This is a genomic window from Burkholderia sp. YIM B11467 (genome assembly GCF_052952715.1).
In genome coordinates this window covers 483,248-509,917 of the sequence record NZ_JBQVSQ010000003.1, presented here as the reverse complement: position 1 = coordinate 509,917, position 26,670 = coordinate 483,248, and the positions used below count along the sequence as shown (strand labels likewise).

The 26,670-nt window shown below is 65.7% G+C and carries 15 protein-coding genes; 11 read left to right on the top strand and 4 right to left on the bottom strand.

Annotated features, from left to right (window positions below; genetic code table 11):
• The first annotated feature begins 496 nt into the window (after positions 1 to 496).
• The 6 genes from ACTRWB_RS14340 to ACTRWB_RS14315 all read left to right on the top strand — a co-directional run bounded on the left by ACTRWB_RS14340 (position 497) and on the right by ACTRWB_RS14315 (position 10,190).
• Complete coding sequence (locus ACTRWB_RS14340) at positions 497 to 1,663, top strand: polysaccharide biosynthesis/export family protein (protein ID WP_129513787.1); 1,167 nt, start codon at positions 497 to 499, stop codon at positions 1,661 to 1,663.
• Between the two features lie 216 nt (positions 1,664 to 1,879).
• Complete coding sequence (gene gmd, locus ACTRWB_RS14335) at positions 1,880 to 2,917, top strand: GDP-mannose 4,6-dehydratase (protein WP_129513788.1); 1,038 nt, start codon at positions 1,880 to 1,882, stop codon at positions 2,915 to 2,917.
• A gap of 103 nt (positions 2,918 to 3,020) precedes the next feature.
• Positions 3,021 to 4,142: a glycosyltransferase family 4 protein gene (locus ACTRWB_RS14330; protein ID WP_129513789.1), complete on the top strand. Its 1,122-nt coding sequence runs from the start codon at positions 3,021 to 3,023 to the stop codon at positions 4,140 to 4,142.
• Between the two features lie 61 nt (positions 4,143 to 4,203).
• Positions 4,204 to 7,227: a glycosyltransferase gene (locus ACTRWB_RS14325; RefSeq protein ID WP_446902276.1), complete on the top strand. Its 3,024-nt coding sequence runs from the start codon at positions 4,204 to 4,206 to the stop codon at positions 7,225 to 7,227.
• Between the two features lie 19 nt (positions 7,228 to 7,246).
• The gene (locus ACTRWB_RS14320) at positions 7,247 to 8,146 is read left to right on the top strand and encodes an NAD-dependent epimerase/dehydratase family protein (protein WP_419686307.1); all 900 of its coding nucleotides are present in this window, start codon (positions 7,247 to 7,249) and stop codon (positions 8,144 to 8,146) included.
• 88 nt (positions 8,147 to 8,234) lie between these two features.
• Positions 8,235 to 10,190: a GSCFA domain-containing protein gene (locus ACTRWB_RS14315; RefSeq protein ID WP_446902275.1), complete on the top strand. Its 1,956-nt coding sequence runs from the start codon at positions 8,235 to 8,237 to the stop codon at positions 10,188 to 10,190.
• A gap of 20 nt (positions 10,191 to 10,210) precedes the next feature.
• Here the strand turns inward: ACTRWB_RS14315 and ACTRWB_RS14310 are convergent, their stop codons facing one another.
• Genes ACTRWB_RS14310 through ACTRWB_RS14295 form a run of 4 tightly spaced genes read right to left on the bottom strand, consistent with a single transcriptional unit; the run spans position 10,211 to position 14,140 of the window.
• Complete coding sequence (locus tag ACTRWB_RS14310) at positions 10,211 to 11,650, bottom strand: glycosyltransferase family 4 protein (RefSeq protein ID WP_446902274.1); 1,440 nt, start codon at positions 11,648 to 11,650, stop codon at positions 10,211 to 10,213.
• Positions 11,532 to 12,188: an ABC transporter ATP-binding protein gene (locus tag ACTRWB_RS14305; protein ID WP_129513793.1), complete on the bottom strand. Its 657-nt coding sequence runs from the start codon at positions 12,186 to 12,188 to the stop codon at positions 11,532 to 11,534. Before ACTRWB_RS14305 ends, ACTRWB_RS14310 begins: the two co-directional genes overlap by 119 nt.
• Positions 12,185 to 12,979, bottom strand: coding sequence for an ABC transporter permease (locus ACTRWB_RS14300; RefSeq protein ID WP_419686313.1), 795 nt, complete (start codon positions 12,977 to 12,979; stop codon positions 12,185 to 12,187). The genes ACTRWB_RS14305 and ACTRWB_RS14300 overlap by 4 nt, the downstream gene beginning before the upstream one ends.
• Before the next feature lie 9 nt (positions 12,980 to 12,988).
• The gene (locus ACTRWB_RS14295) at positions 12,989 to 14,140 is read right to left on the bottom strand and encodes a hypothetical protein (protein ID WP_129513795.1); all 1,152 of its coding nucleotides are present in this window, start codon (positions 14,138 to 14,140) and stop codon (positions 12,989 to 12,991) included.
• Between the two features lie 431 nt (positions 14,141 to 14,571).
• Here ACTRWB_RS14295 and ACTRWB_RS14290 point away from each other — a divergent pair, with 431 nt between their 5' ends.
• Genes ACTRWB_RS14290 through ACTRWB_RS14270 form a run of 5 tightly spaced genes read left to right on the top strand, consistent with a single transcriptional unit; the run spans position 14,572 to position 26,632 of the window.
• Positions 14,572 to 15,777 (top strand): capsule biosynthesis protein, encoded by a 1,206-nt coding sequence (locus ACTRWB_RS14290; RefSeq protein WP_446902273.1) that lies wholly within the window; start codon positions 14,572 to 14,574, stop codon positions 15,775 to 15,777.
• Positions 15,770 to 16,555, top strand: a complete 786-nt coding sequence (locus ACTRWB_RS14285) for an SDR family NAD(P)-dependent oxidoreductase (RefSeq protein WP_446902272.1) — start codon at positions 15,770 to 15,772, stop codon at positions 16,553 to 16,555. Before ACTRWB_RS14290 ends, ACTRWB_RS14285 begins: the two co-directional genes overlap by 8 nt.
• Position 16,556: 1 nt before the next feature.
• Entirely contained in the window at positions 16,557 to 18,080 is a 1,524-nt protein-coding gene (locus ACTRWB_RS14280; protein ID WP_446902271.1) for an LTA synthase family protein, read from the top strand.
• A gap of 3 nt (positions 18,081 to 18,083) precedes the next feature.
• On the top strand, positions 18,084 to 25,718 hold the full coding sequence (locus ACTRWB_RS14275; protein ID WP_446902270.1) for a type I polyketide synthase: 7,635 nt from the start codon (positions 18,084 to 18,086) through the stop codon (positions 25,716 to 25,718).
• Positions 25,715 to 26,632, top strand: coding sequence for a UDP-3-O-acyl N-acetylglycosamine deacetylase (locus tag ACTRWB_RS14270; RefSeq protein ID WP_446902269.1), 918 nt, complete (start codon positions 25,715 to 25,717; stop codon positions 26,630 to 26,632). Before ACTRWB_RS14275 ends, ACTRWB_RS14270 begins: the two co-directional genes overlap by 4 nt.
• Positions 26,633 to 26,670 lie beyond the last annotated feature (38 nt).

Genomic DNA, 26,670 nt, shown 5'->3' with positions numbered 1-26,670 from the left:
TGCGTGCCGGATCCCGTTGCTTATCTCATATATTTTTTTTGAGACGCGCCATTCTAGCCGACAACATGCGACAATTCTCGGAAAATTCTTATCTCGATTTTTGAAATAAGAGCGGCTTTCGTCAAGCAAACGTTATAAACGGGACGAGTCTTCGTAAGACTTTGTCTGGCTGGTGCCTACTGGAAGTCTTGTGCTGTACCGATAAAACGGCCAAGAAGCGGCTCTCGCCGAGGATGGTGCACGTCGGCAGTAATTCGCGACATTAGCTAATCCGGGGTGATTGGCTCTCGTTCGATCCTGTCAGGCGTGAAGGCGGGCCGGGCGTCCGGCAGCGTCGTGAAAGGTCCGTGACACGGAAATGCAATGACCTTCTGCTAGGCTCGGGCGGCCGCGTGGCGGATTTGTTGCGTATCTCATATATTTTTCGTGAGACGCGCCATTCCAGCCGACAACATGCGACAATTCGCGGCAAATTCATATCTCGATTTTGCAATACATGCGGCTTTCGTCAAGCAGATCATTATTGGTAGGGTGCGTCCTTGGGGTGGCTTTGCTTGCCGGATGCTCGAGTATTCCGACATCCGGGCCGAGTCGTTCGCAGATCGAGCAATCCGCGAGCAGTGCGAATCCGGAGGGCATCCAGATCGTGGATGTGACGGATCAGATTGCCCGCAAGTTGTTCGCCGAGCGCGGCACGTCGAGTTTTGCGACGGTGCTGGGCGGCGGAACCGAATTCCAGCAGCAGTTGGGCGTGGGCGACACGATCGAGGTATCGATCTGGGAGGCACCGCCCGCGACCCTGTTCGGCGCCGCGCAGGCGGACGTCAAGGCCGGCCCGAGCAACGCACGCGTGACGGTGCTGCCGGACCAGACGATCGATGGCGACGGGTCGATCAACGTGCCGTTCGCGGGACAGCTGAAGGCGGCGGGACGCACGCCGGCGCAGCTGCAGCGGGACATCACGGCACGGCTGCGCAATATTGCGCACGATCCCCAGGTTCTGGTGAAGCTGGCCCGCAACGCGACGTCGTACGCGACGGTCGTCGGGGACGTGACGACCAGCAACCGTCTGCCGCTGACCGCTCGCGGAGAGCGCCTGCTCGACGCGCTGGCGGGCGCGGGCGGGGTGCGTCAGCCGATCGACAAGGTCACGATTCAGGTCACGCGCGGCACCAAGGTCGTGTCGATGCCGCTCGAGACCGTGATCCGCGATCCGCGGCAAAACATTCCACTGCATGCGGGCGACGTCGTCACCGCGTTGTTCCAGCCATACAGCTTCATGGCGCTCGGTGCGACGGGCAAGAACCAGGAAATCAATTTCGAGGCGCAAGGGATCACGCTTGCCCAGGCACTCGCACGCGCGGGCGGGCTGCAGGATTCGCGCTCCGATGCGCAAGGGGTATTCGTTTTCCGTCTGGAGGACGCCAGCGCGCTTGACTGGCCGACCTCGCCGGTGCGGACGACCGCGGACGGCAAGGTGCCGGTTGTTTATCGGGTCAATTTGCGCGATCCGAATTCGTTCTTCGTCGCGCAGAGCTTCATGATGGACAACAAGGATTTGCTGTACGTATCGAATGCCCCGATCGCGGAAGTGCAGAAATTCCTGAATGTCGTGTTCTCGGTGGCATATCCGATTATTACGGGCGTGCAAACCTTCCGGTAAGCGGCTGGCCGGAACGGCATCACGAGGCGGCGCGTGCGTCACGCGCCGGCATTGCCATTTTCAGGGCGATTGGACGCTTGCAGCCGGCTCGATGCCGGGTGCAGGTGGACGTTTAGTAGTGCAGTGACTGGGGGCGGCGTCGCCGCGGGGTAAGGCCGGAGGCTAGCCCGACTGACTGAAAGCAGAGACTTTTTCTGACTATCTTTGAGAGTATCGATGAGCGCAACAGCAATTATTACCGGCATCACCGGTCAGGACGGAACATATCTCGCGCAACTGCTGCTGGAGAAAGGGTACAAGGTGTATGGCACGTACCGTCGGACCAGTTCGGTGAATTTCTGGCGCATCGAAGAAGTCGGCATCATGGGCCATCCGAATCTGCATCTCGTCGAGTACGACCTGACGGATCTCAGCGCGAACATCCGCCTGCTGCAGACGAGCCAGGCGACGGAAGTCTATAACCTCGCCGCGCAGAGCTTCGTCGGCGTGTCGTTCGAGCAGCCGAACACGACCGCGTCGATTACCGGCGTCGGTGCGCTGAACCTGCTCGAGGCCATTCGCATCGTCAACCCCGGCATCCGCTTCTATCAGGCGAGCACGTCGGAAATGTTCGGCAAGGTGCAGGCGATTCCGCAGATCGAAAGCACGCCGTTCTATCCGCGCAGCCCGTATGGCGTGGCCAAGCTGTTCGCGCACTGGATGACGGTGAATTATCGCGAGAGCTACGGCATCTTCGGCTGCAGCGGTCTTCTGTTCAACCACGAATCCCCGCTGCGCGGCCGCGAATTCGTGACGCGCAAGATCACGGACACCATGGCCCGCATCCGCCTCGGCAAGCAGGACGTGCTGGAGCTCGGCAACCTCGATGCAAAGCGCGACTGGGGTTTTGCGAAGGAATACGTCGAAGGGATGTGGCGCATGCTGCAGGCGGATCAGCCCGATACCTACGTGCTGGCCACCAACCGCACCGAAACGGTGCGCGACTTCGCGACGATGGCGGGCAAGGCGGCAGGCTACGACCTCGTGTGGGAAGGCCGCGACGAGAAGGAAGTCGGCATTGACCGCTTGTCGGGCAAGACCATGGTCCGCATCAATCCGAAGTTCTATCGCCCCGCTGAAGTGGATCTGCTCATCGGCGATCCGCGCAAGGCGCGCGAGGAACTGGGCTGGGAGCCGCGCACGACGCTGGAAGAGCTGTGCCAGATGATGGTGGAGGCGGATATCCGGCGTAACGAAGCAGGCGCGTCGTTCTGAACGCGGGCCGCCCCGGCGGCCGCGTCGCACACCGCCCCGCGACGGTTTTCCCCGCGCGGGGCGGTGCGCCGTCCGGGGCGCGGGGAAAAGATGGAACCGTTGTGTGAAGCTGATCCTATCCGTTGATCCAATTGCTCATCCGCTGACCGGCATCGGCCGCTACACGTGGGAGCTTGCCCGGCATTACCACGCGACGTCGCGCGAGCAGCCGGTCCGCTTCCTGCACGGCACGCGCTGGGTCGACGATCCCGCGCTGCTGCTGCGGCCGGGCGGGCTGGCGGGCGTACCCGCGAAGTCAGGCTGGCGCAAGCTTGTGCATTCCCGCAGGCTGGCGCGGTGGCGTCTGGCCCGCGAGATCGGCAGCCACTTTTGTCACGGTCCCAACTACTTTCTTCCCGACGCGGCGGAAAGCGGTGTCGTGACGGTGCACGACCTTTCGGTGTTCAAATTTCCGGAAACCCATCCGATCGAACGGATCCGTCATTTCGAAACGGGATTCGCGTCGACGCTTGCGCGCGCGCGGCACCTGATCACCGACTCGGAAGCCACCCGTCATGAAGTCGCGGCCTATTTCGGCTGGCCGCTCGAGCGCATCACCGCCATCCAGCTCGGCGTCAGCGACGCGTATCGCGTACACGCGGCGGACGAGCTGACGGCGACGCTCGCCGGGTTCGGCCTGCAGGCGGGCACCTACGCACTGTGCGTGTCGACGCTCGAGCCGCGCAAGCGCGTCGATCGACTGATTCGCGCGTACGGACGGCTGCCGGCGGCGCTCAAGCAGCGCTATCCGCTGGTGTTGGCGGGCGGCAAGGGCTGGCTCAATGACGCGCTGCTCGCCCAGATCGAACAGGCCGAACAGGCCGGATGGCTGCGCTATCTCGGCTTTGTCCCCGAAGCGTCGTTGCCGGCGCTCTACGCCGGCGCCCATGCTTTCTTTTTTCCTTCGGTCTACGAGGGCTTCGGCTTGCCCGTTCTCGAGGCGCTTGCGAGCGGAACGCCGGTGCTGACGTCGAACAGCACGTCGCTGCCGGAAGTGGCGGACGGCGCCGCCTGGCTCGTCGAACCCGATCATGACGATGCATTGCTGGACGGTATCGAGCGTGTCCTGACCGACGACGAGTGGCGTGCCGATGCAATCCGCCGCGGGCTCGATGTCGCGGCGCGGCATCGCTGGTCCACGTGCGGAGATCGTACGTTGGCGCTTTGCAGGGAACTGGCGCAGTGAATGCGCGTCGGCTCGTTGGAGTGGCGGAGCGGTTTCCGGAACAGATATTTTCAATGACAACATGAGCAATCACCATCACGACATCCACACGCCGAACGGGGCGACTGTTGAGCAACTCCTTGCCCTCGACGGCGAAGCGTTCGTCGATCGCGCCTATCGGACCTTGCTGGGGCGCGCGCCGGATGCGGGCGGCCGCCAGCATTACCTCGGAATGCTCGGCCGCGCGGACGGCAAGGCGCGTGTGATCGCGGATCTGCATCTGTCCGCGGAGGGGCAGCAATATCCGGTGCAGATGGGTGGGCTCGACGCGTTCGTCACGCGCTATCTGGCCGCTCGTGCGCCGATGAAGTCGCTGCTGCGACTGTTTCGCACGCGTCCCGCGCCGTCCGGCACGGGTACTGCATCGCCGGCGCTCAAGGCTCCGGTGCAGGCGCCCGCACCCGTACCCGCGGCACCGGCTGGCGCGCCGCCCGCGGTCGTCGATTCCGGCCGACGCGGCCCGACGCGCGCGGCGCCGCGCAACCAGCCGGTGTTCTGGTTCGATCTGACGACGTCGATGGAATGGACGGGCGGCGTGGTCGGCATCGTCCGCGCCGAGCTCGAAATTGCGTGGGGCCTGAAGAAGATCGACCCGAATGTGCGCTTCTCGATGCAGAAGGGCAATGGCTTCGTCGAGATTCCGGACGAACAGCTCGCGTGGCTGTTCGACGCGCCGAACGTGATCGACGCGTACATGAAGTTCTTCGATCGTTACCAGTCCGGCAAGACAGCCGGCCAGCCGTCGACCGCGCGCAGCGTGCAGGTCGACCTGCCGGACGCCCGCACGCTCCATCATCCGTATTGCAAGGGTGACGTCGTGGTCAGCATGGGCTGGATGGATAGCCAGAAGGAAGCCTATTTCTCGAAGGTGAAGGCGGCATTCCCGCACATCTTCGTCGTCTACCTGATTTACGACATCATCCTGTTGCGTCCGGAGACGCGGCACCTGTATTCGGAAATCGGCCAGAACAAGTTCGAGGGCTACATCAAGTGGATCTCGGAGACGGCCGATTTCACGCTGTTCGGCGGTGAAACGGCGAAGAAGGACACGCGTGCGCTGCAGGCGGAAATGAACTGGCCGTCGCCGCCGGGCGAGGCCGTCAAGTTCGGTTCGGACATCATGAAGTCGACCGATTCGTCGCAGGACGCGAAGCTCCTCGAAGAGATCGGCATTACCGGCCCGTTCATCATCACGGTGGGCTCGATCGAGCCGCGCAAGAACCACGACACGCTGTACCGCGCCTATCTGATGGCGCTCGCGGAGCGGCCGGACGACACGCCGCAGCTCGTCATCTGCGGGCGGCAGCTTGGCCAGGTGGCTGACCTCGTCGATTCGATCGACCGTGATCCCCGTCTTGTGGGCAAGGTGCTGCGACTGTCGCCGACCGATACCCAGCTCGCGGCGCTCTACAAGCATTGCCGCTTCACCGTGCTGCCGAGCCTGTATGAGGGCTGGAGCCTGACGCTGCCGGAAAGCCTGAGCCAGGGCAAGTTCTGCCTGTCCGCCGATACGCCGCCGCTGCGGGAAATCGGCCGCGACCTGATCGACTACGCGTCGCCGTGGGATGCGCGCTCGTGGGCCGAGAAGATCCTGCATTACGCGACCGACGACGCTGCGCTGCACCGCTACGAGCGCCGTATCGCGGAAGACTGGACCATCACGACGTGGAAGGACACCGCGCAGGCGATTCACCAGCACGTGAAGCGTTTCGTGGCGACGGCCGTGCCGACGCGCCGCGAACCCGAGGTGTGGATGGATCTGACGCTGACGTACCTGCATTGGCAGGGCGGCGTCAACGGCATCATCCGGGCCGAACTCACGTTCGCCCGCTATCTGCGCGAACTGGCGCCGAACACGCATTTCTTCGCGCACGATCACGGCCACATGTTCGAGATTCCGCACGACATGCTGCTGTGGTTGTTCAACGATTCGGACCTGACGGTCGCGTACAAGAGTTTCCACGACTTCTGGCACAAGCACGAGGCCGACGGCACCGGCTATCGCAGCCCGTTCCGGGCATCGAACGGCGCCCATGAAGGTCACGCGGCGATCGTTCACGCATTCCCCGACAACTCGATCGTGTTCTTCGCCGGCATCGAATGGGAACAGAAGCTGATGAGCGCCGCGGCGCGTGCCAGCCGCGAGGGAAATGCGGTCGTCGCGTCGCAGCTGATCTACGACCTGACGCCGCTGCTCGTACCGCACCTGCACCAGCCCGAGACCTGCGACGGCTATCACCGCTTCGTGGAATTCGCATCGCAGAACTTCGACCACATCGTGTACGGCGGCCAGACGGCCCGGCGCGACGGCATCGCGATCCAGAAGCAGAACGGCTGGAAGACGCCGCACAGCGACTACATGGAGTTCGGATCGGACATCAATGTCGAGCACCGTGGCACGACCGCAGACGATCACGCCGTGCTCGACCGGCTTGGCGTCGGCCGCGATTTCATCATGACGGTCGGAACCATTCAGCCGCGCAAGAATCACGAGACGTTGTACAAGGCCTACGTGACGCTGTACGCGCGCGGCCAGACCAATCTGCCGAAGCTCGTGTTCATCGGCAAGGAAGGCTGGAAGTCCACCGATTTCCTGACGATTCTCCGTGCGGATGCGCGGATGAAGGACCGGATCCTGGTGATCAGCCCGACCGACGAGGAACTCGACGTGCTGTACCGGCATTGCCGCTTCACGCTGCTCCCGTCGTTCTACGAGGGATGGAGCCTCACGTTGCCGGAGAGCCTCAGCTACGGCAAGTTCTGCCTGACGGCGGACGTCGATCCGCTGCGCGAGACGGGGCGCGATCTGGTCGAGTATGTCGATCCGCTCGACACGTTCGCGTGGGCGGATCGCATCGGCTACTACATCACGCATCCGGAAGCCGTGGCGAAGCGCGAAACGCATATCCGGCGTGAATGGAAGCCGCGCAGCTGGAAGCAGTCGACGGAAATGCTGCTGGACGCGCTGTACGAAGCCCATGCCGAGAAGGTGCGGGCGAATGAAACACGATCAGCGGCGGCATTGACGCAGACGCGATCGGCATAATGAATCGGAGAGGGTCAAGATGGCTTCAATCTTGGTGACGGGGGCAACAGGCTTTGTCGGGCGGCATCTGGTCCGTCAACTGCAGGAACTGGGTCACGACGTCGTCGGAACCACGACGCGTGGCGGCGACGGCGCCGAGGTCTGCGACCTGCGCGATCGCGATCGGGTGCACGAAGTGGTGCGCACGGCCGATCCGGAGGTCGTGATTCATCTCGCGGCGCTGTCGTCGGTGACGCTGGGCGCAACGCTCGAGTACTACGAGACCAATCTCGTCGGTACGGAGAACCTGCTGCAGGCGGTCGATGCGCTCGGCAGCCGCCGCCGCTTCATTTTCGTCAGCACGGCCGGCGTCTATGGCAATCAGAAGACCAGCCTGCTGTCGGAAGATCTGGCACCCTTGCCGGTCAGTCACTACGGCATCAGCAAGTTCGCGTGCGAGCGGGTCGTCGCCAATTTCGGCGATCGGCATGACATTACGATCGCGCGCCCGTTCAACCTGATCGGCGTCGGGCAGAGCGGCAACTTCATCGTGCCGAAGCTGGTCCAGCATTTCGCGCGGCGCGAGCCGTCGATCCGGCTCGGCCGTCTCGAGCCGGTGCGGGACTACATCGACGTTCACGCCTGTTGCGATATTCTGGCGAGGCTGATCGGGCAGTCCGCATCGTATGGCGAAGTGGTCAATATCTGTTCGGGACGCGGTACGTCGGTACAGGAATTGCTCGACGTGATCACGGACATCTGCGGACACCAGATCGAAGTCGTGGCCGCGCCGGAATTCATGCGCGCCAACGAAGTATTCAGGCTGCTCGGCAGTACCGAGAAGCTCGATCGCCTGCTCCCGGAACGTCAGCCGTTGCAGCCGATCACGAACGTGATGCGCGAGATGCTCGCGGCAGCATCCGAGGACGCTTTGCGTTGATGGCGTGCGTCGCCTGTGGGCAACGCGTTGCGACATCGACGCTCGCGTGATGTAAGAATTCTGAACACACGACGAGTGAATTTCCGATATGAAAATCGCGATTGTTTCGAATTGCCAGGGCGATGGCCTTGCAAAGTGCCTGATGGCGATGAACGCGACGCTGGAGGTCGAGTTTGTCGTGATCACCAAGCTCTGGGACGGTAGCGTGCAACTGGGCGATCTTCTGCGAGATTACGATCTCGTGCTCGCGCAGAAGATGATCGAACCGCATGTCGCAGCGGAACACGCGCACAAGGTCCACTATTTCCCGAGCTTCGCGTTCCCGGCGTTTCATCCGGACATGACATACGTTCGCGGAACCCGGCAGGATGGCAAGGTCGATACGGTGTACACGCCGATGGTCCACTACAATTCGGCCATCGTGCTGCATGGCTATTTGCGCGGATTGTCGGTCGACGAGATCGTTGCATCGTTCGGGCACGAGACTTTCTCGCGGCTTGGCTATCTTGACGGATGGCCGACCGCAAAGGCAGCCTTTCTTCAGGAAGCCGACGAAATCGGTCTGCCGCTCTCGGATCGCTTCGACAACTGGGTCAAATCCGGCTGCTTCATGTACTCGTTCAACCATCCGTCGATCCACGTGATCGCGGATGTCAGCGCGGATCTGCTCACCAAACTCGGCATCGAGATCCACAGCCGCAACGCGGCGCGTTATGTGGTCGACGACCTGCGCACGATGCCGGTCTGGCCGATTTATCCGGAAATTGCCGAGTCGCTGGGCCTGTCGGGTGACTATGCATTCAAGCGGCATGACCCGCACGGAACGATCAGCCTGCGGCAGTTTGTCGAGGAGTCGGTGGCGGCTTACGCGGAATTCCAGCGCGATACGCTCGAGCCGCTGAATTTCCGCCTCGACGAATACGATCGCTTGCTGGGTTTCACGGCGAACGGAGAGCGGGTCGAACCGCAAGGCCACGTGAAGCGCGCGCCGGGGAAGGGCAATCCCTATCGCGGTCTGCCGGATTTCCATTTCTGGAAACGTGCGGTCGCAGAGCCGGCGATGCAGGATGTCGATCCGGTCTCGTCTCCGCGCTTCACGGTCGCGCGTGAGCAGAAGGTGGCGACCGCCGGTAGCTGCTTTGCGCAGCATATCGCCCGAACCCTCAGCGCGAATGGTTTCAACTATCTCGTCACCGAGACTGCGCCCCCCGAACTGGACGCGTCACAAGCGCACGCCCGCAATTTCGGCGTGTTTTCCGCGCGTTACGGGAACGTCTATACCGCGCGTCAGCTTCTGCAGCTGATCCGCCGCATCAACGGCGATTTCGTTCCGGCGGAGCAATACTGGATGCGCGACGACGGGCGCCTGGTCGATCCGTTCCGGCCGCAGATCGAGCCGGACGGGTTCGCGGATATCGATGCGCTGGTGCATGCGAGGGACGCGCACTTCGCGTCTGTCCGGGCGATGTTCGAGCAGATGGACGTGCTGGTCTTCACGCTGGGCCTGACGGAAGGCTGGCGCTCGAGGGAGGATGGCGCGGTCTATCCGCTCGCGCCGGGCGTCGCGGGAGGCAGCATGGATCCCGAACGCTACGAGTTCGTCAATTTCACGGCGAGCGAAGTGGTCGCGGACCTGCAGGCGTCGCTCGACCTGCTGCGCGTGATCAATCCGGCCGCCAAGGTGATCCTGACGGTGTCTCCGGTTCCGCTGATCGCCACTTTCGAACCGCGACACGTGTTGACGTCGACCACCTACAGCAAGTCCGTGTTGCGGGTGGCGGCCGACGAGATCCGCGCGGCGAATGCGCATGTCGAGTATTTCCCGTCGTACGAGATCATCACGGGTGCGTACACGCGGGGCGCTTATTTCGAGGAAGACCTGCGCTCCGTGAAGGACGCGGGCGTGGCGCACGTCATGCGTCTGTTCCTGCAGCACTACATGACGTCCGACGATGCGACATCCGATGCTGCGGCCCGCGCACATCGGGAACTCGCGAACATCGTCTGCGACGAAGAGGCGATCGCCAACTTCCAGGTCGGCTGATGCGTGGACCGCTCGCGCGCCTAGTGCGCGAGCGGTGCCGTGCGATCGAGATCGCGGATCAGTTCACTGAAGCGCGCCGCGCTTTCACCCCACGTCAGCGGCCGGATTCGGCGGCTGTCGGGCGCGGTGCCGGCGCGAACCTTTTCCACCCATCCTGCCAGCTCGTCCGCGAACGCGGTTGCGGTTGCCGCGTCGAAATATTCGACATGCGATCCGGCGATCTCGCGAAAGACCGGGAGGTTGCGCGCCAGCACCGGTAGTCCGTAGCGAGCGGCCTCGACGAGCGGCAGGCCGAATCCTTCGGCTTCGGACGCCATCAGCACGCCGTGCGCGTCGCGATATTGCCGTTCCAGCATCGCGTCGTTGCTGTCCCGCAACCAGGTCAGCGGATGGCCGGTCTGTTCGAACCGATGCAGGCGCTCGACGACGTCGTCCGCGCGCCAGCCTTTCCTGCCGACGACAACCAACCTGACGGACATGCCGCGCGCCCACAGGATCTCGAGTGCGCCGAGTGCGAGTGCGTGCCCCTTGCGTGGTTCGATCGTTCCCACCATCAGCAACGTAACGGGTTCGCCGGGCGATACGGCACGCGCGGGCTGGGTCAGATCGTCGGAGCATGCATTGAAGTTCGCACCGAGATGAAACCAGTCGACGGAGGGTGTACCGACGGGCAGCCGGTATCGCGTGTGAAGCCACGCACGGGTGCTCTGGGCGACGGCGTCGGAGATGCAGAACAACGCATCGGCGTGAAGCGCCAGGCTCGCGAGCCACTTGCGGAAGGCGGTCGACGAGCGTTTGGTAAACCAGGCGGGATGCGTGGCGGGCAGCAGGTCGTAGACGACGAATGCACACCGCACGCCGCGCAACTGCAGTGCGACGAGATCGGCGCGCCGCGCCGGCACGATGCTGCTCGCGAGATCGAGGCCGATGAACAGATCGCCCGGATGGACGACCAGCTCGTCGGATCCGACGGCCGCCTCGGTGCCGGTCAGTGCCGTTGCGTACGCCTGCGCGTAGCGATACGGATGTTTGCGCGTCGCATGGATGAAGCGTATTTCGAATCCGGGCGGCGGTGCCTTCAGGAGTTCCAGTGACAGCGAGCGCACGGCGCGCTGAATGCCCGTGCCCGCATCATGCCGCGCGATGATCGATACATCGATCAGCAACTGTCGGGCACGGTGCGTATCCGTTGCGGTTTCGCTTGCCGCCCGCCCGCGCAGGTAGCGACGTGTCGCGGCCATCAAGGGCGACGGGAGTTTCGTCGCCAGATTGCATAGCAGGCGAACCAGCAGGGAAGGCTGAATGGTGCGTACTTCTCGCGTCATCGGAGCGATCCGACCATCATTGATGGATCGTATTCTGGTAAAACGAATAGGCGTCGTCGATCGCGTCGAACGTGTGCAGCTTGCCCTCGACGAGGACCGCGGCATGATCGCAGTGCTGCCGGATGTAGCCGGCATCGTGGCTGACGATAATCAGCGAGCGGTCGCGGCGCCGCTCGAACAGTTCGTGGTGGCACTTCTCGTGGAACCGGCTGTCCCCGACCGCGATGATCTCGTCGATCAGGAAGCAGTCGAATTCGATGGCCATCGAGATCGCAAAAGCCAGTCGCGCACGCATCCCGGCCGAGTAGGTTTTCACGGGCTCGCGCAGGTAGTAGCCCAGTTCCGAGAATTCCTGGACGAATGGCTCGGCTTGCGTCGCATCGGCGCCGTAGACGCGGCAAATGAAGCGCAGATTGTCCATGCCGGTCAGGCTGCCCTGGAATGCACCGCCGAACGCGAGTGGCCAGGACACGCTCATCGCGCGCGCCACGCGGCCGGATGTCGGCAGCTCCGCGCCGCTGATCATGCGGATCATGGTCGACTTGCCCGCGCCGTTGCGGCCCAGGATCCCCAGTTTCTGACCTTTGTCGACGCGCAGGTTGATCCGGTCCAGGACCGTGCGGCGGCCCTGGCGGGTGTGGTAAGTCTTGATGACGTCGGTAAGTTCGATCATTCCGGTTCCACGCGCAGGCTGGTATCGCGTACCAGCAGCAGCCCGATCAGCAGCAGGACGAGATCCGAGGTCACCATGTACGTGACGTCGTAATGGGGCTTGACGAGTGCGCCGAAGTAACCGGCACGAAGCATTTCCGAGCCATGCACCATCGGAATCCACAGCACGATCTTCTGCGCGGCGGGAGGCAGCCATTCGACCATGAAGGCGGCACCGGACAGCGGAAACAGCAGGTACGCGACGGTATGCCAGAGGCGATCGATCGTTTCGCTGCGCTCGCTGAGTGCGCCGATCGTGAAGCCGAGGCCACAGCCGAGTACGACCAGGTAGATCCATCCGCCCAGCACGAGCGAGATGTCGTGAGGCGGTTCCATCATGCCGAACACGACGAAAAAGATCGACAGGAACAGAAACGACATCGTCGCGCCGGAGATCTCGACCAGCAGGCGCGCCATGAAGAAGTCGATCACCCGCACATTACGGTGGTAGAGCAGGCTCTGATTCGGTTCGATGGCGAGTGCGCAGCGGTTCGCACAGTTCCGCCAAAGCAGGATGGTCGAATAGCCGGTGACGGCGAACGCGGTGATCGGCAGATTGAGACCATGGGTGGCCTTGGTTGCCGTCCATAGTGCGGTCACGCCCAGCGTGAATGACATCGGCTCCAGAAAGATCCACAGGAAACCGAGGTTGTGCCGGCCGTAACGCGTCAGAATCTCGCGCATCAGCAGCGCACCAAGCACGCGACATTGAATCTGGAACGAGCGGTAGAGCGGCGTGTCGTGTGTCACCATGCGCCTCGATCAGTCGTGGTGCTCGCGTACGCCTGCCAGCAGCAGGCTCAGCACGCCCCAGACGATCATGCCGAGTGCGAACACCTCGAAAATCCGCTTGAGGCGTTTCGGTTCGATCGCCACATCGGGGGTGTTCGGCTGAACGAGCCGCTCGAGATACAACTGCTTGCGCTGGGCTTCCGCACGTGCGTTCTCCAGTGCCGACATCGCCGACCCGAGCTGCTTGTCCGCGAATTGGGAATCCAGTTGCAGGCGTGCGTAGACGGCGGCCTTGTCGGACAGCGAGCCCTTTCCGCCCGCGACATTGCTGGTGGCGTCCTTGATCTGCGTCTCGAGCGCCGCGATGTTGGTCTTCAGAACCGGAATCTGCGGGTTCTGCGGCGAGATCGCGAGAAGCTGCAGCAGTTGCGTGCGCGCCGCGAGCATCTGGTTCTGCAGCAGGGTGACCTGCTGCAACTGCAGCGCTGACTGCTTGTCCGGATCGAACACCGTGTGCGAGTTGCGGTAGGACGCCATTGCGGCTGCTGCGTCCTTGGCCTTCGCGGTGGCGAGATCGACCTGGGTCTGCGCGAACTGGACGGTGTCGGTGGCCGCCCGCTCGTTCATCCGGTTGACCAGGTGTTCGCTGATGTCGAGCAGCGTCGAGTTGATCCTGGCCGCGTCTTGCGCCGTGTACGCGCGTACCTGCAGGGTCGTGATCGCCGACGCAGAGTCGAAGTCGACCGTGACGATGTGCTGGCCGTAGTACTTCCACAGTGCTTCGAAGCTGTTGTCCATCCAGCTATTGAAGCGGCTGACGAAATCACCGTGCCGGGAATAGGCGTCGACGATGTAGTCGCGCTGGTTCAGCTCCCGCAACGCATCGCGGGACTGGATGTAGTCGATGACCGAATACGTGTCGTCCTGCGCCTTTCCGAAGGTCGTGCCCTGCAGGAGCGCGCTGACCATGCTCGTCTGCGCCTGCCGTGACGCGGAGCGGACGACGAAGCGCGATTCCGAAACATAGACGTCGGATGCAATCAGGCCGAAGTAAAGTGTTGCAATGGCCGTCGGGAGGATAACCGTGGCGGCAAACAGACGGTTGATCTTCTTGAGCCGCGCGCCCAGTTTTCCAGGCCGTTGCGCGGGCGGTGTCGCCGTGCTACCTGATACGTTTTCCACCAACTTCTCTCATCCAGACTGATTGGCTCTTTGAGCGCCACAAAAATATTGTGGCGGCTTTATGACAAAAGAGCAGAATGTCGGTCAAGCATGACAAATAATTATTCCACGGCAGTATTTTTGCAGCCTTCGTGGCGAGGCGGCACGGGCCGTCGAGTAAGGAATTAGTCAGAAATTGGCGCGTGTCGCACCGACCGGATTCCGTCAGGCGGCTTAAAGTGCCCAGAGCCGCCGATTATAGCGATCGGACGCGAAATGCGCCAACTTGTGGATATTTGGCACAGTCTGTATTTATTGCCCCCTCAATGCTATATTCGCGTCTCCCGGAGCGGCTGACAGTGCCCGCTGTTATTCAATGGAGAGCCTGGGCCGAGCTCGAGTCGACCCGTCGACATGCTCGGCGGGGCTCGTTTTGTCGGTCGACACATTCGATGTCTCGCGCGTTTCTCGTATTGCAGGGCACGGCTTCACCTTTTTTCAGTCGTTTGTCCCGTGCGCTGCGCGGGCGCGGGCACGCGACGTACCGGGTCAATTTCTGCGGCGGCGATGTCCTGTATGGCGGCGCGAGCGCGGCGCTGGACTACCGTGGCGAGCCCGCAGGCTTGCCTGACTGGTACGAGCAGATCGTGCGTTCCAAGGATATTTCGGACGTCATCATGTTTGGAGACTGCCGCGACATTCATCGACCCATGCACGACATAGCCCAGGCCAGCGGGCTGCAGGTGCACGTGTTCGAGGAAGGCTATATCCGTCCGCACTGGCTGACGCTCGAACAGCATGGCGTCAACGGCCGGTCCCGGTTGCCGCGCGATCCGTCGTGGTACCTCGATCGGCGCTCCAGTACGCCGCCGAGCGAGCCCGGTCAGCCGACCGGCTACAACCTCTACGAGCGCGCGTTCCACGATATCAGCTACCGGGCTGCCAATACCCTCTACGCGGCCCGCTTCCCGCATTACCGCAGCCATCGGCCGCGGAACGGGCTGGTCGAGTATTCCGGGCTCGCGAGCCGCATGCTGAGCAAGCAGCGGTACGCGAGCGAGGCAGAGCGGGTCACGCGCGAACTGCTGGAATCAAAGCATCCTTATTATCTGTTCCCGCTGCAACTGAATTCCGACGCCCAGATCGTCGCTCACTCGCCGTTCGATGGCGTGCTGGCCGCGATCGATCAGGTGCTTGCTTCGTTCGCCCGGCATGCGCGACCGGACACGCATCTCGTCATCAAGAACCATCCGCTCGATACGGGGCTGATCGACTATCGCCGTCATGTGCTGCAACGCGCGGCGGAGCTCGGGATCGGCGCGCGGCTGCGGTTCGTCGACGCAGGCCATTTGCCGACCCTGCTCGAGCACGCGCGCGGCGTCGTGGTGGTCAACAGCACCGTCGGACTGTCCGCGCTGCACCACCGACGGCCGCTGATCGCGCTTGGCACGGCGATCTACGACATGCCCGGGTTGACCTGGCAGGGCGGGCTCGACGCGTTCTGGCGCGAGGCCGGCGCGCCGGACGGCGTGCTGTACCAGGCGTTTCTCGACTACGTGATGCATTACACGCAGATCAACGGCGATTTCTACACCCGGACCGGCATGGCGATGGCGACGGAAGGGGCGCTGCGGCGATTCGAAGGTGTGCATGGCTAGCCCGGCGCCGCAGCGGATTGTCGTGACCGGTGCGAGTGCGGGCCTCGGGCGTGCGCTCGCATTGGCATACGCCGGCCCCGGCGTGACGCTCGGGCTGATCGGCCGGGACGCGGAGCGGCTCGAGGCCAGCGCGGCGGCGTGCCGCGTGCGCGGCGCGACGACGCTGACCGCCGCCATCGACGTACGCGACGCGGTGGCACTGCGGGACTGGCTCATGCGTTTCGACGACGCGGCGTCGATCGATCTGCTGATCGCGAACGCCGGTGCCGCCAGCACGCTGACGTCGGCGGAGGACTGGGAAGATCTCGGGCGGACTGCCACCGTCGTCGACACCAATTTCTACGGCGCGATGCACGCCGTTCTGCCGGTACTGGAGCGCATGCGCGCGCGTCGATGCGGGCAGGTGGCGCTGGTGGCGTCGCTGGCCGCGCTGCGCGGCATGGCGATCTCGCCGGCGTATTGCGCGAGCAAGGCCGCACTCAAGGCATACGGCGATTCGGTGCGCCCGTTGCTGGCGCGCGACGGCGTCCACCTCGCGATCGTCCTGCCCGGGTTCGTCAAGACCGCGATGAGCGACGTCTTCCCGGGTGACAAGCCGTTCATGTGGTCGGCGGACAAGGCCGCCGGCCATATTCGCCGCAAGCTGGCGGCGCGGCGCGCGGAGATTGCATTCCCGGGGCTGCTCGCGCTCGGCATGCGCCTGTTGACGCTGCTGCCGGCGCGGCTCGGCGACGCGATACTGGGCGGACTGTCCTATCTGCCGCGACGGGAGCGCTAGCTTGAGCGTTGGCGTATGGCTCACGCTCCCGATCGCGCTCGGCGCGTCGTTCGTGCTGGATGCGCTGGCGCTGCCGCGGGCGCGCCGGCGCTCCGGTGCCGCACGCGTGTTGCATTGTCTTGCGCTCGTGGTTCTGACCGGCGTAATGCTGTTCGCGACCCGGCGGCTCGTGTTTTCCGTCTGCATCGCGGTCGCGCTGGTCGGCCTGTTGGCAACCGTGAGCAATGCGAAGTACGAGTCGTTGCGCGAGCCGTTCGTTTTTACCGATTTGAGCCTGTTCAGCCAGCTGTTCGCGCATCCGCGGTTGTATTTGCCGTTTCTGAGCGTCGGCAAGGTGATCGGAATCGTGATCGGCGGCGGGGTGCTGCTGGGCGGCTTTTTTGCGGAGCGGCCGCTGCACGGGGGGCTCTGGCTGGTCGCGGTGCTCGTCGCGGTGTGCGCCGCCGCGGCCTGCTCGCTGGCCGCACGCTTGCCCCTCACGCTCGATGCCGGTGAGGACCAGCAGCGGCATGGCTTTTTCGCGGTGTTCGTCGCGTATCTGCTGAACGGCCTGCGGCCCGCCACGCTGCGCGCGTTCGAACAGGTCGCGCGGTCGGGCCCGTATGCAGCGGGCGCGCCGATCGCGGGCCCCGACGTGATCGTGATCCAGAGCGAGTCGTATTTCGACGCACGGCGCCTCGGAGCGGCGATCGATCCCGCGAACTATCGGCACCTGGACATCGCGCGCCGGGAGTCCTGCTGTCACGGCGAACTGTTCGTGCCGGCCTGGGGCGCGAACACGATGCGCACGGAGTTCGCGATGCTGAGCGGGCTGGTGCCGGCGCGCCTTGGTTATGCCCGCTTCTATCCGTACGCTTTCGTGCGGCGTGCATGCGCATCGATTGCAGCGTGGTTTCGGCAGGGCGGTTACACGACTGTCGCGATTCATCCGTACTATGCAGATTTCTTCGGCAGGAACCGGGTCTTTCCGTTGCTCGGATTCGACCAATTTCTGGATATCGAACATTTTGCCGACGCCCCGCGAGCCGGTCCGTATATTGCCGATTCGGCCGTGCTGGATGCCGTCATCAATGCACTGGACGAACCTCGGGACACGCCGCGGTTCGTATTTGCGATGACAATGGAAAACCACGGCCCGTTGCATCTGGAACCAGTTTTGCCCGGTGAAGCGTCGTCGCGACATGCTCTCGGCGAGGATGCCTCCTGGCGCGACCTGACTGCCTATCTGCGGCACATTGAAAATGCGGACGCGATGATCGGGCGCTTGCTCGATCATTTGCGCACCAGCGATCGTGAAACGGTCGTTTGCTTCTACGGCGACCACGTTCCTGCCTTGCCTCATGTTTTCCATAAGCTGGGCGCTACGCCGCAACACAGCGACTACTTCATTTGGCGGAATTACGGCGCAGGGACTCCTGAATACCGGAATCTGGTGGCCGAGGAGTTGGGGGCGGCACTGCTGCGTGTGGTACAAGATGACGGAAATCGTGCGGGAGAGCCGTGCGCATCCGAGAAAGCGACATAAAAGATGAACAGTAAGATTGCAATAATTGGGATAGCTTGTCGGTTTCCCGGGAGCGCAAACAATCTTGGCGACTTCTGGCAACTGCTGCGCGACGAACGCGACGCAGTGACCGAGATCCCCGCCGAACGTTTCGGTACCGATTTCTATCGGCACCCGTCCAAACGCGAACCGGGCAAGAGCTACACGTTCTCGGCCGGTGTGCTCGACAACGTCGCCGGCTTCGACGCCGCGTTCTTCGGCATCTCCCCGCGCGAAGCGGCCCAGATGGATCCGCAGCAGCGCCTGCTGCTCGAACTCGCGTGGGAAGCGTTCGAGGATGCTGGCGTGCGCCCGGCCGACATGCGCGGCAGCAACTGCGGCGTCTATGTCGGCGTCGCGGGCACCGACTACGGCAACCGCAACATGGACGATCTGAACGTGATCGATCCGTATTCGGCGACCGGCAATACGCTGAGCATCGCGTCGAACCGCGTGTCCTATCTGTTCGACCTGCGCGGCCCGAGCATGTCCGTCGACACGGCGTGCTCGTCGTCGCTCGTCGCACTCCATCAGGCCGTCCGCGCGCTGCAGTCCGGCGAAGCCGACACGGCGCTCGCGGGCGGCGTCAACCTGCTGCTGCACCCGTTCGGCTTCGTCAGTTTCTCCAAGGCGTCGATGCTGTCGCCGCGCGGCCGTTGCCGTGCGTTCGATGCGACCGGCGACGGCTACGTCCGCTCGGAAGGCGGCGCGTTCGTGCTGCTCAAGCCGCTCGATCGCGCGCTTGCCGACGGCGACACGATCCATGCGGTGATCGCCGGGTCCGGCGTGAACTCGGTCGGCCACTCGCCGGGCGGCATCAGCGTGCCGGGCGCGGCCGCGCAGGCGTCGCTGCTGCGCAGCGTATACGCGCGCGCGGGTATCGATCCGCAGTCGCTCGCGTACCTCGAGGCGCACGGCACCGGTACGGCGGTCGGCGATCCGATCGAGGCGCGCGCGCTGATCGACGTCGTGTCGGGCGAGCGCCCGGCGGATCGCCCGCTGCTGATCGGTTCGGTCAAGACCAACATCGGCCATCTCGAGACGGCATCCGGCATGGCCGGCCTGCTGAAGGCCGTGCTGTGCCTGAAGCATCGCGCGGTGCCGCGCTCGCTGCATTTCGTCACGCCCAATCCCGGCATCGATTTCGACGGCGGGCGTCTGCGCGTCGTCGATCGCTACATGCCGCTCGATGCGGGCGACGCACCGCTGACGGTCGGCATCAACTCGTTCGGCTTCGGCGGAACGAACGCACACGTCGTGCTGACCGAGGCGCCGGCGGCGGTCGCAAAGGATGCGTCGACGGCTGCACAAGAACCGTCTCAAGCACCGTCGCCGCTCGTGCTGACCGCCCGTAGCGCGAACGCGCTCGGCGCGCTCGCGAGCCGCTATCTGGCAGCGCTCGAGAACGGCGCCGACTGGCAGGCGCTTGCCGCCGCGGCCGCCCGTCGTCGCCAGTGGCTCGAGCATCGCGCGATCGTCGCGCCGGCCGACGTGGCCGCAGGGCGCGCGGCGCTCGCGGCGCTGGCGCAGCCGGCGCAGGAAGGGTTGCCGGCTTGCGTTGTGACCGGCCAGGCACCCGCCGACGCGCTGCGCACCGCGCTCGTGTTCTCGGGCAACGGTTGCCAGTGGGTCGGGATGGGCAACGAACTTTATGCGGAGAACGCCGTCTTCCGTGCAGCGCTCGACGAAGTCGACGCGCTGTGGTGTGCGGACGGCAGCCCGTCGCTGGTCGACGTGATGCGCGGCGGCCCGAGCGCGGAATGGCTGGCCGGCGCGGGCGCCGAATGGCTCGCCGCGACGGAGAACGCGCAGCCGCTGCTGTTCGCGATCCAGGTCGGCATGATCCGTGTGATCGACGCGCGCGGCATGCGATACGACGCGGCGATCGGCCATAGCGTCGGCGAAATTGCGGCGGCGTGGGTGACGGGCGCACTGTCGCTCGCCGACGCGGTGCGCGTGATCAAGATCCGCAGCCGCGCGCAGGCGATGACGCGCGGCAGCGGCCGGATGGCGGCAGTCGGCATCGGCGAGGCGGCGGCACGCGAACTGATCGCGCGCCACGGGCTGGCGCGGCGCGTCGAGATCGCCGGCATCAACAGCCCGGATGCGGTGACGCTCGCGGGCGAACTGCAGGGATTGCAGGCGCTGGAGGCTGCGCTGCGCGGCAGCGGCAAGTTCTTCCAGATGCTGGATCTCGACTATGCGTTCCACAGCAGCCACATGGACCGCATCGAGCCGGTCGTGCTGGCCGAACTGGCGAGCCTGCGGCCGCAACCGGGCAACGGCGCTTTCGTGTCGACCGTGACCGGCGGCGCGCTCGCCGGCAGCGAGCTCGATGCGCGCTACTGGTGGCGCAATATCCGCGAGCCCGTGCGCTTCGGCGACGGCATCGCGCATCTGATCGAGCAGGGCGTCCGGCTGTTCGTCGAGGTATCGCCGCATTCGATCCTGCGCACGTACGTGAAGCAGGCGCTCGCGGCCGCCGGCGCGACCGGCGCGGCGCTGCCGACGCTCAAGCGCGATCACGGCAGCGCGGCGACGCTGCGGCAAGCGATTCTCGCGGCGATCGCGCATGGCGCGAGCGTCGATCCCGACCGCTTTGCGCCGGGCACGTCGCGTGCGGCGCTGCCGTCCTATCCGTGGCAGCGCGACCGCTACTGGCTGACACCGACCGCCGAAGGCTACGGCCTCGTCAATCGACGTCGCGAGCATCCGCTGCTCGGTTATCGCCTGCACGAACACGCATTCGCGTGGGAAAACCAGCTCGATCCGGCGAAGCTGCCGATGCTGGCCGATCACGTCGTCGACGGCGGCGTGGCGTTCCCGGGTGCGGGATACGTGGAAATGGCGCTTGCCGCGGCGCGCACCTTCTTCGATACGCCGGATGCGGCACTCGAAAACGTCGAGATTCGCACGCCGGTCGTGTTCCAGCCGCAGCAGGCGAAGCTGTTCCGGCTCGTGATCGAGCCGCGCACCGCGACCTTCACGATCGAGACGCGCGACCGGATGTCCGACGGCGGATGGACGCTGAACGTGACGGGGCGGATGCTGGAAAGCGGCAACGTGCTGGGTGCCGCGAGCGTCGTGCCGTCCGACACGCTCGATCGCCTGCTCGCGCTGCCGACCGCTGACGGCGACACGCTGTACGCAAACACGGCGGCCATCGGCCTCGGCTACGGGCCGGCGTTCCGCTGGGTCCGCTCGGTGCGGGTCGCTGCGGACGACGACGCGGCGCTGGCCGACGTCGCCGCGCCTGCCGCATGCGGCGATGCGCGGGCGCTGTCCGCCTATCTGCTGCATCCGGCGCTGATGGACAGCGGGTTTCATCCGCTGTTCGCGTTGCTGGCGGCGCACGCGCGCGACGGCGAGCATCCGGCTTACGTGCCGGTGCAGATCGGCCGGGTCGACTATCTGCGCGGCGACGCGATCGAACGGGTGCTCGCACGGATCGACCGGCGCAGCCCGCATTCGATCGTCGCGCATTTCGAATTCCTCGACGCGCACGGTGCGATCGTCGCGCGGCTCGGCGGTTGCCGGTTCCGGCGCGTCGATCTCGTCGGCCGTCGGCAGAACCTGCCCGCGCGCTTCGTCTACCGCCTCGAAGAGGTGCCGCTGCCGAACGAAGTCGACGCAGCCGGTTTGCCGGCTCCCGATGCGCTGCTCGCGCAAGCCGTCGCGCGGCTCGATGCCGCCGAACAGGACGGCCGTCGCACGCAGCATCTGACCGAAATTCTGCCGCTCCTTGACGTGCTGGCGAGCCTCTACGTGCTTCGTGCATTCGACGCGCTCGGCGCATTCGCCGGCACGTGGCAGCCGGCGGCCGGGCGCGCGGCGCTGGCCACGCGTCTTGCCGACATGCTCGTCGAGGACGGTCTTGCCCATCGCGACGGCGATCGCGTCGTGCGCGACGATGCAGCGTGCGCGGCGTTGCCGCCGCTCGACGAGCTGTGGCGCGGGCTGCTGGCCGAGTCGCCGGGGCACGTGGCCGAGCTGACGCTGCTCGCGCATTGCGGCGCGGCGTTGCCCGACGTGCTGAGCGGCGCGAAGGATGGCGCACGTTTGCTGTCGCCGACCGGGCACAGCCTGGTCGAGCAACTTCTTGCCGCATCGCCGACCTGGCAGCACGTACATGCACTGCTGACGGCCGGCGTCGAGCAGGCCGTCGACGCATGGGAACCGGCGCGCCGGTTGCGCGTGCTCGAACTGGGCGCGACGGACGGCGACGTGCTGCAGACGCTCGGCATGCATCTCGCGGCCGCGCGCTGCGATCACACGATCGCGGCGACGGCCGGCCAACTGGCCGGGTTCGACGCGGACGCGGAATCGGCGGTGCGCACGGTCGCGCTGCAACCGGGCGAGCGGCTGTCGCTGGCGGCCGACGAAGCCGGCCCCTACGACCTGATCGTCGCGAACCGTGCGTTGAGCGGCCGTCAGGATGGGGTCGATGCGCTGAACGCGATGCGTTCGTGGCTCGCGCCGGGCGGATTGCTGCTGCTGGCCGAGTCGCGCCGCGGCCGCTTTTCCGACATCGTGTTCGGCTTGCAGTCGTCGTCGACGGAAGCCGGCGCGCCGGTGCCGCTGGCGCCGGCCGATCTCGATGCGGCGCTCGAGCGCGCGGGCTACGTCGACGTCGTGCGGCACGTCGAGCAGTCGCTCGACCTGGATGGCACGCCGACGTTCGTCATCGCGCGCAACCCCGCGAGTGCCGCTGCCGCGCAAGGCTGTGACGGCACGAACGATCTCGATACGCTGGCGCGCAGCGAGCAGTGGCTTGTGATGCACGCGCCGGATGCCGTCGGCGGTTTCGGCGGACGGCTGGCCGATGCGCTCGCGCACGCGGGTTATCCGGCCGAAATCGTGGACATCACGCACGCGGCCGATGCGATCGCGTCGTTGCCGGCCGGGCAGCCGGCGCATGTCGTGTTCTGCGCGCCGGAAACGCCACTGGCCGAATCGGCCACGGGAGACGGCCTGATGGCCGCGCAGCGCGACGGCGTGATCGCCCTCGCGGCGCTCGTGCGCGCGCTCGGTGCGCAGCCGAACGCAGCCACGCGGCTGACCGTCGTCACGCGTGGCGGCGCGCCGTTCGCCGGTGCGGCGAACGCGCATCCGGAACAGGCGACGTTGTGGGGCCTCGGTCGCGTGCTGGCGAACGAGCATCCTGAACTCGCGTGCCGCCTGATCGACGTCGATCGCGCGGCGGACCGGATTCCCGACGCGCTGATTCGCGAGCTGACCGGCGCGGCGGTCGAGGAAGAAGTCGTCCTGAGCGCACGCGGGCGGCTGGTGCCGCGCATGCTGACGGCCGCGCAGGCCGCGGCCCGCAACGACGGCGCGATCGCGCGCGCGGCCGTGCTCGCGTTCGATGCGCCTGGCTCGTTGCGCAATCTCGAATGGTTTGCGCTGCCCGAACGCGCGCTGGGCGCGGACGAGGTGGAAATCGAGCCGGTTGCGACCGGCCTGAATTTCCGCGACGTGATGTATGCGATGGGGCTGCTGTCCGATGAAGCGGTCGAGACCGGCTTCGCGGGCGCGACGATCGGCATGGAGCTGTCCGGCCGCGTCGTGCGGGTGGGCAGCGCCGTGACGGAATTCGCGCCGGGCGATGCGGTCCTCGGATTCGCGCCGGCGTCGTTCGCGACGCGTGTCACGACGCGCGCGCAAGCGATCGCGCTGAAACCCGAGCGCCTGTCGTTCGAGGAAGCGGCGACCGTGCCGACCACGTTCTTCACCGCGTATTACGCGCTCGTCGAACTCGCGCGGCTGCGCCGCGGCGAGCGCGTGCTCGTGCATGGCGGCGCGGGCGGCGTCGGCATCGCCGCGATCCAGCTCGCGCGCCACTTCGGCGCGGAAGTGTTCGCGACGGCGGGCAGCGACGAGAAGCGCGAGTTCGTGCGCCTGCTCGGCGCCGACCACGTGCTCGATTCGCGCAGCCTGGCGTTCGCGGACGACATCCGCGCGATGACGGGCGGCCAGGGCATCGACATCGTGCTGAATTCGCTCGCCGGCGAAGCCATGGTGCGCAGCATCGATACGCTGCGTCCGTTCGGCCGTTTCCTCGAGCTCGGCAAGCGTGATTTCTACGAAAACAGCCATATCGGGCTCAGGCCGTTCCGCAACAACATCAGCTATTTCGGCATCGATGCCGACCAGTTGATGGGCGTGCTGCCGGAGCTGACGGCGCGCCTGTTCGGCGAAGTGATGGCGCTCTTCTCGGCAGCGGCATTGCATCCGCTGCCGTATCGCGCGTTCGCGGCCGAACGGGCCGAGGATGCGTTCCGCTACATGCAGCAGGCGCGCCAGATCGGCAAGGTGCTCGTGACCTATCCGTGCGGCACGCCGGCACCGACGCGCGGCGTCACGGGCGCGGGTTCGCTCGCGCTCGATCCGCATGGCGCGTACCTGGTGGTCGGCGGCACGGGCGGGCTCGGTTTCGCGAGCGCGCGCTGGATGGTCGAGCGCGGCGCACGCCGACTGACGCTGGCGAGCCGTTCCGGTGAACTCGCCGTCGCGGCACGCGACGAAGTCGAGCGCTGGCGCGACACGCTCGGTGTCACCGTCGACGTCGTGTCGTGCGACGTGACCGACGCCGCGGCGGTCGACGCGATGATTGCCGCGATCGTCCGGCGCGACATCCCGCTCAAGGGCGTGCTGCATTCCGCGATGTCGATCGACGACGGCCTCGTGCGCAATCTCGACGATGCGCGCATGGCCGCGGTGCTCGCACCGAAGGTGGCCGGCGCGTGGAACCTGCATCGCGTGACGCGCGCGCTGCCGCTCGACCTGTTCGTGGTCTATTCGTCGGCGACGACCTATCTCGGCAATCCGGGGCAATCGAACTACGTCGCGGCCAACAGCTTCCTCGAGGCGCTCGTCGAACATCGGCGCGCGGCGGGTTTGCCCGGCACGTTCATGGCCTGGGGGCCGCTCGAAGACGTCGGCTTCCTCGCCCGTCACGCGGATACGCGCGAGGCGTTGCAGTCGCGGATCGGCGGCGCGTCGATCACGTCCGACGAGGCGATGATCGCGCTCGAGCGGGCGCTGGTCGCGGGCTCGGCCGGCGAAGCCGTGGTCCGGCTCGACTGGCACGCGGTGGCACGCGGGATGCCTGCCGCGAAGGCGCGCCGGTATTCGCTGCTGCAATCGCATGCGAAGGGCGGCGATGCGCGCGACGGCGGCACGCAGTTGCGAGAAGAAGTGCTCGCGCTGCCACGCGACGAGGCGATCGCGCTGGTTGCCAGGACGCTGCAGGCGCAGATCGCGCGGATTCTGCACATGACGCCCGATCGCATCGCGCTCGACAAGTCGGTGCTCGACATGGGCATGGATTCGCTGATGGGGATGGAGCTCGGCCTCGCGGTCGAGGAAGCGTTCGAGGTCAAGCTGTCGGTGATGGCGATCGCCGAGGGCGCGTCCGTGACGACGCTGGCCGGACGCATCGTCGATTCGATTGGTGCGTCGGCCGATGCCGAAGCCGGCTCCGCGACCGATTCTGCACACGAGGCGGTCGCGGCGCTCGCCGCGAAGCATGCGATCGACGGCGAAGCGCGCGCGATGCTCGATACCCGGGCAGCGCCGGTCGCAGGCCATGCGTCGCCGACGCTGGAGGTCGCCCGGTGAGCGCGCCGACCGGCTGGGCGACCCGTCAGGGCACGCTGGCACGCCCGCTGACGATCGACGGTCACGGCTTGCACACCGGGCGCCGGGTGGGCGTGCGGATCCAGCCCGGGCGTCCGGAAGACGGTGTGACGGGCATCGCGTTCCGTCGCGTCGAGCAGGGGCGCACGCTCGCGACGCTGCCGGTCGACCCCGCGCTGCGCCGCGCCCAGCCGCTCTGCACGATGCTGCGTAATGCCGACGGCGTCGGCGTTCGCACGATCGAGCATCTGCTCGCGTCGCTGCTCGCGTGCGAGATCGATCACGCGATCGTCGAGCTCGACGCGGAGGAAGTGCCGATTCTGGACGGCAGCGCAACGCCGTGGGTGGACGCCATCCTGGCGTGCGGCCGCGTCGCGCTCGATGCGCCGAAGCGCTTCATCCGCGTGCTGCGGCCCGTCGTCGTCACGGACGGCGAGGGCGACCAGCGGCGCGAAATGCGGATCGAGCCGGCACCGCGCTACGAACTGAGCGTGCGCAACGACCTGCGCGGCTTCGGCGACATGCACTGGGATGGTGCGCTGACGCCGGCCGCGTTCGCGACCGAAATCGCGCCGTCGCGCTCGTACGGGCGCGTGAAGTGGGCCGTGCCGGCGATCGTCGCCGGTTATCTGCGCGGGGTGCCGATCCTGCGCGGCGCGCGGCCGTCGTGCACCGCGTCGATCGTCGGCAATCGCGTGCTGGGCGGGATGCGGCTGCCGGAGGAGTTCGTCCGGCACCGCGTGCTCGACCTGGTCGGCGACCTCGCGCTGGCCGGCGCGCCGCTGCTGGCGCGCGTGAGCGCGTTGCGGCCGAGCCACGAGATGAATTTCCGATTGGTCGATGCGCTGCTGGCCACGCCCGATGCGTGGCAGTGGGCCGAGTTTTCCGACGCGTGACACCACGCTTTTTCAAAATGCGCGGCGTAACATAGCGT

Bases quoted from the DNA above. Each gene is read 5' to 3' on its own strand.
- ACTRWB_RS14340 (WP_129513787.1), top strand. From the start codon at position 497: ATGCGGCTTTCGTCAAGCAGATCATTATTGGTAGGGTGCGTCCTTGGG.
- gmd (WP_129513788.1), top strand. From the start codon at position 1,880: ATGAGCGCAACAGCAATTATTACCGGCATCACCGGTCAGGACGGAACA.
- ACTRWB_RS14325 (WP_446902276.1), top strand. From the start codon at position 4,204: ATGAGCAATCACCATCACGACATCCACACGCCGAACGGGGCGACTGTT.
- ACTRWB_RS14320 (WP_419686307.1), top strand. From the start codon at position 7,247: ATGGCTTCAATCTTGGTGACGGGGGCAACAGGCTTTGTCGGGCGGCAT.
- ACTRWB_RS14315 (WP_446902275.1), top strand. From the start codon at position 8,235: ATGAAAATCGCGATTGTTTCGAATTGCCAGGGCGATGGCCTTGCAAAG.
- ACTRWB_RS14310 (WP_446902274.1), bottom strand. From the start codon at position 11,650: ATGCCGGCTACATCCGGCAGCACTGCGATCATGCCGCGGTCCTCGTCG.
- ACTRWB_RS14305 (WP_129513793.1), bottom strand. From the start codon at position 12,188: ATGATCGAACTTACCGACGTCATCAAGACTTACCACACCCGCCAGGGC.
- ACTRWB_RS14300 (WP_419686313.1), bottom strand. From the start codon at position 12,979: ATGGTGACACACGACACGCCGCTCTACCGCTCGTTCCAGATTCAATGT.
- ACTRWB_RS14290 (WP_446902273.1), top strand. From the start codon at position 14,572: ATGTCTCGCGCGTTTCTCGTATTGCAGGGCACGGCTTCACCTTTTTTC.
- ACTRWB_RS14285 (WP_446902272.1), top strand. From the start codon at position 15,770: ATGGCTAGCCCGGCGCCGCAGCGGATTGTCGTGACCGGTGCGAGTGCG.
- ACTRWB_RS14275 (WP_446902270.1), top strand. From the start codon at position 18,084: ATGAACAGTAAGATTGCAATAATTGGGATAGCTTGTCGGTTTCCCGGG.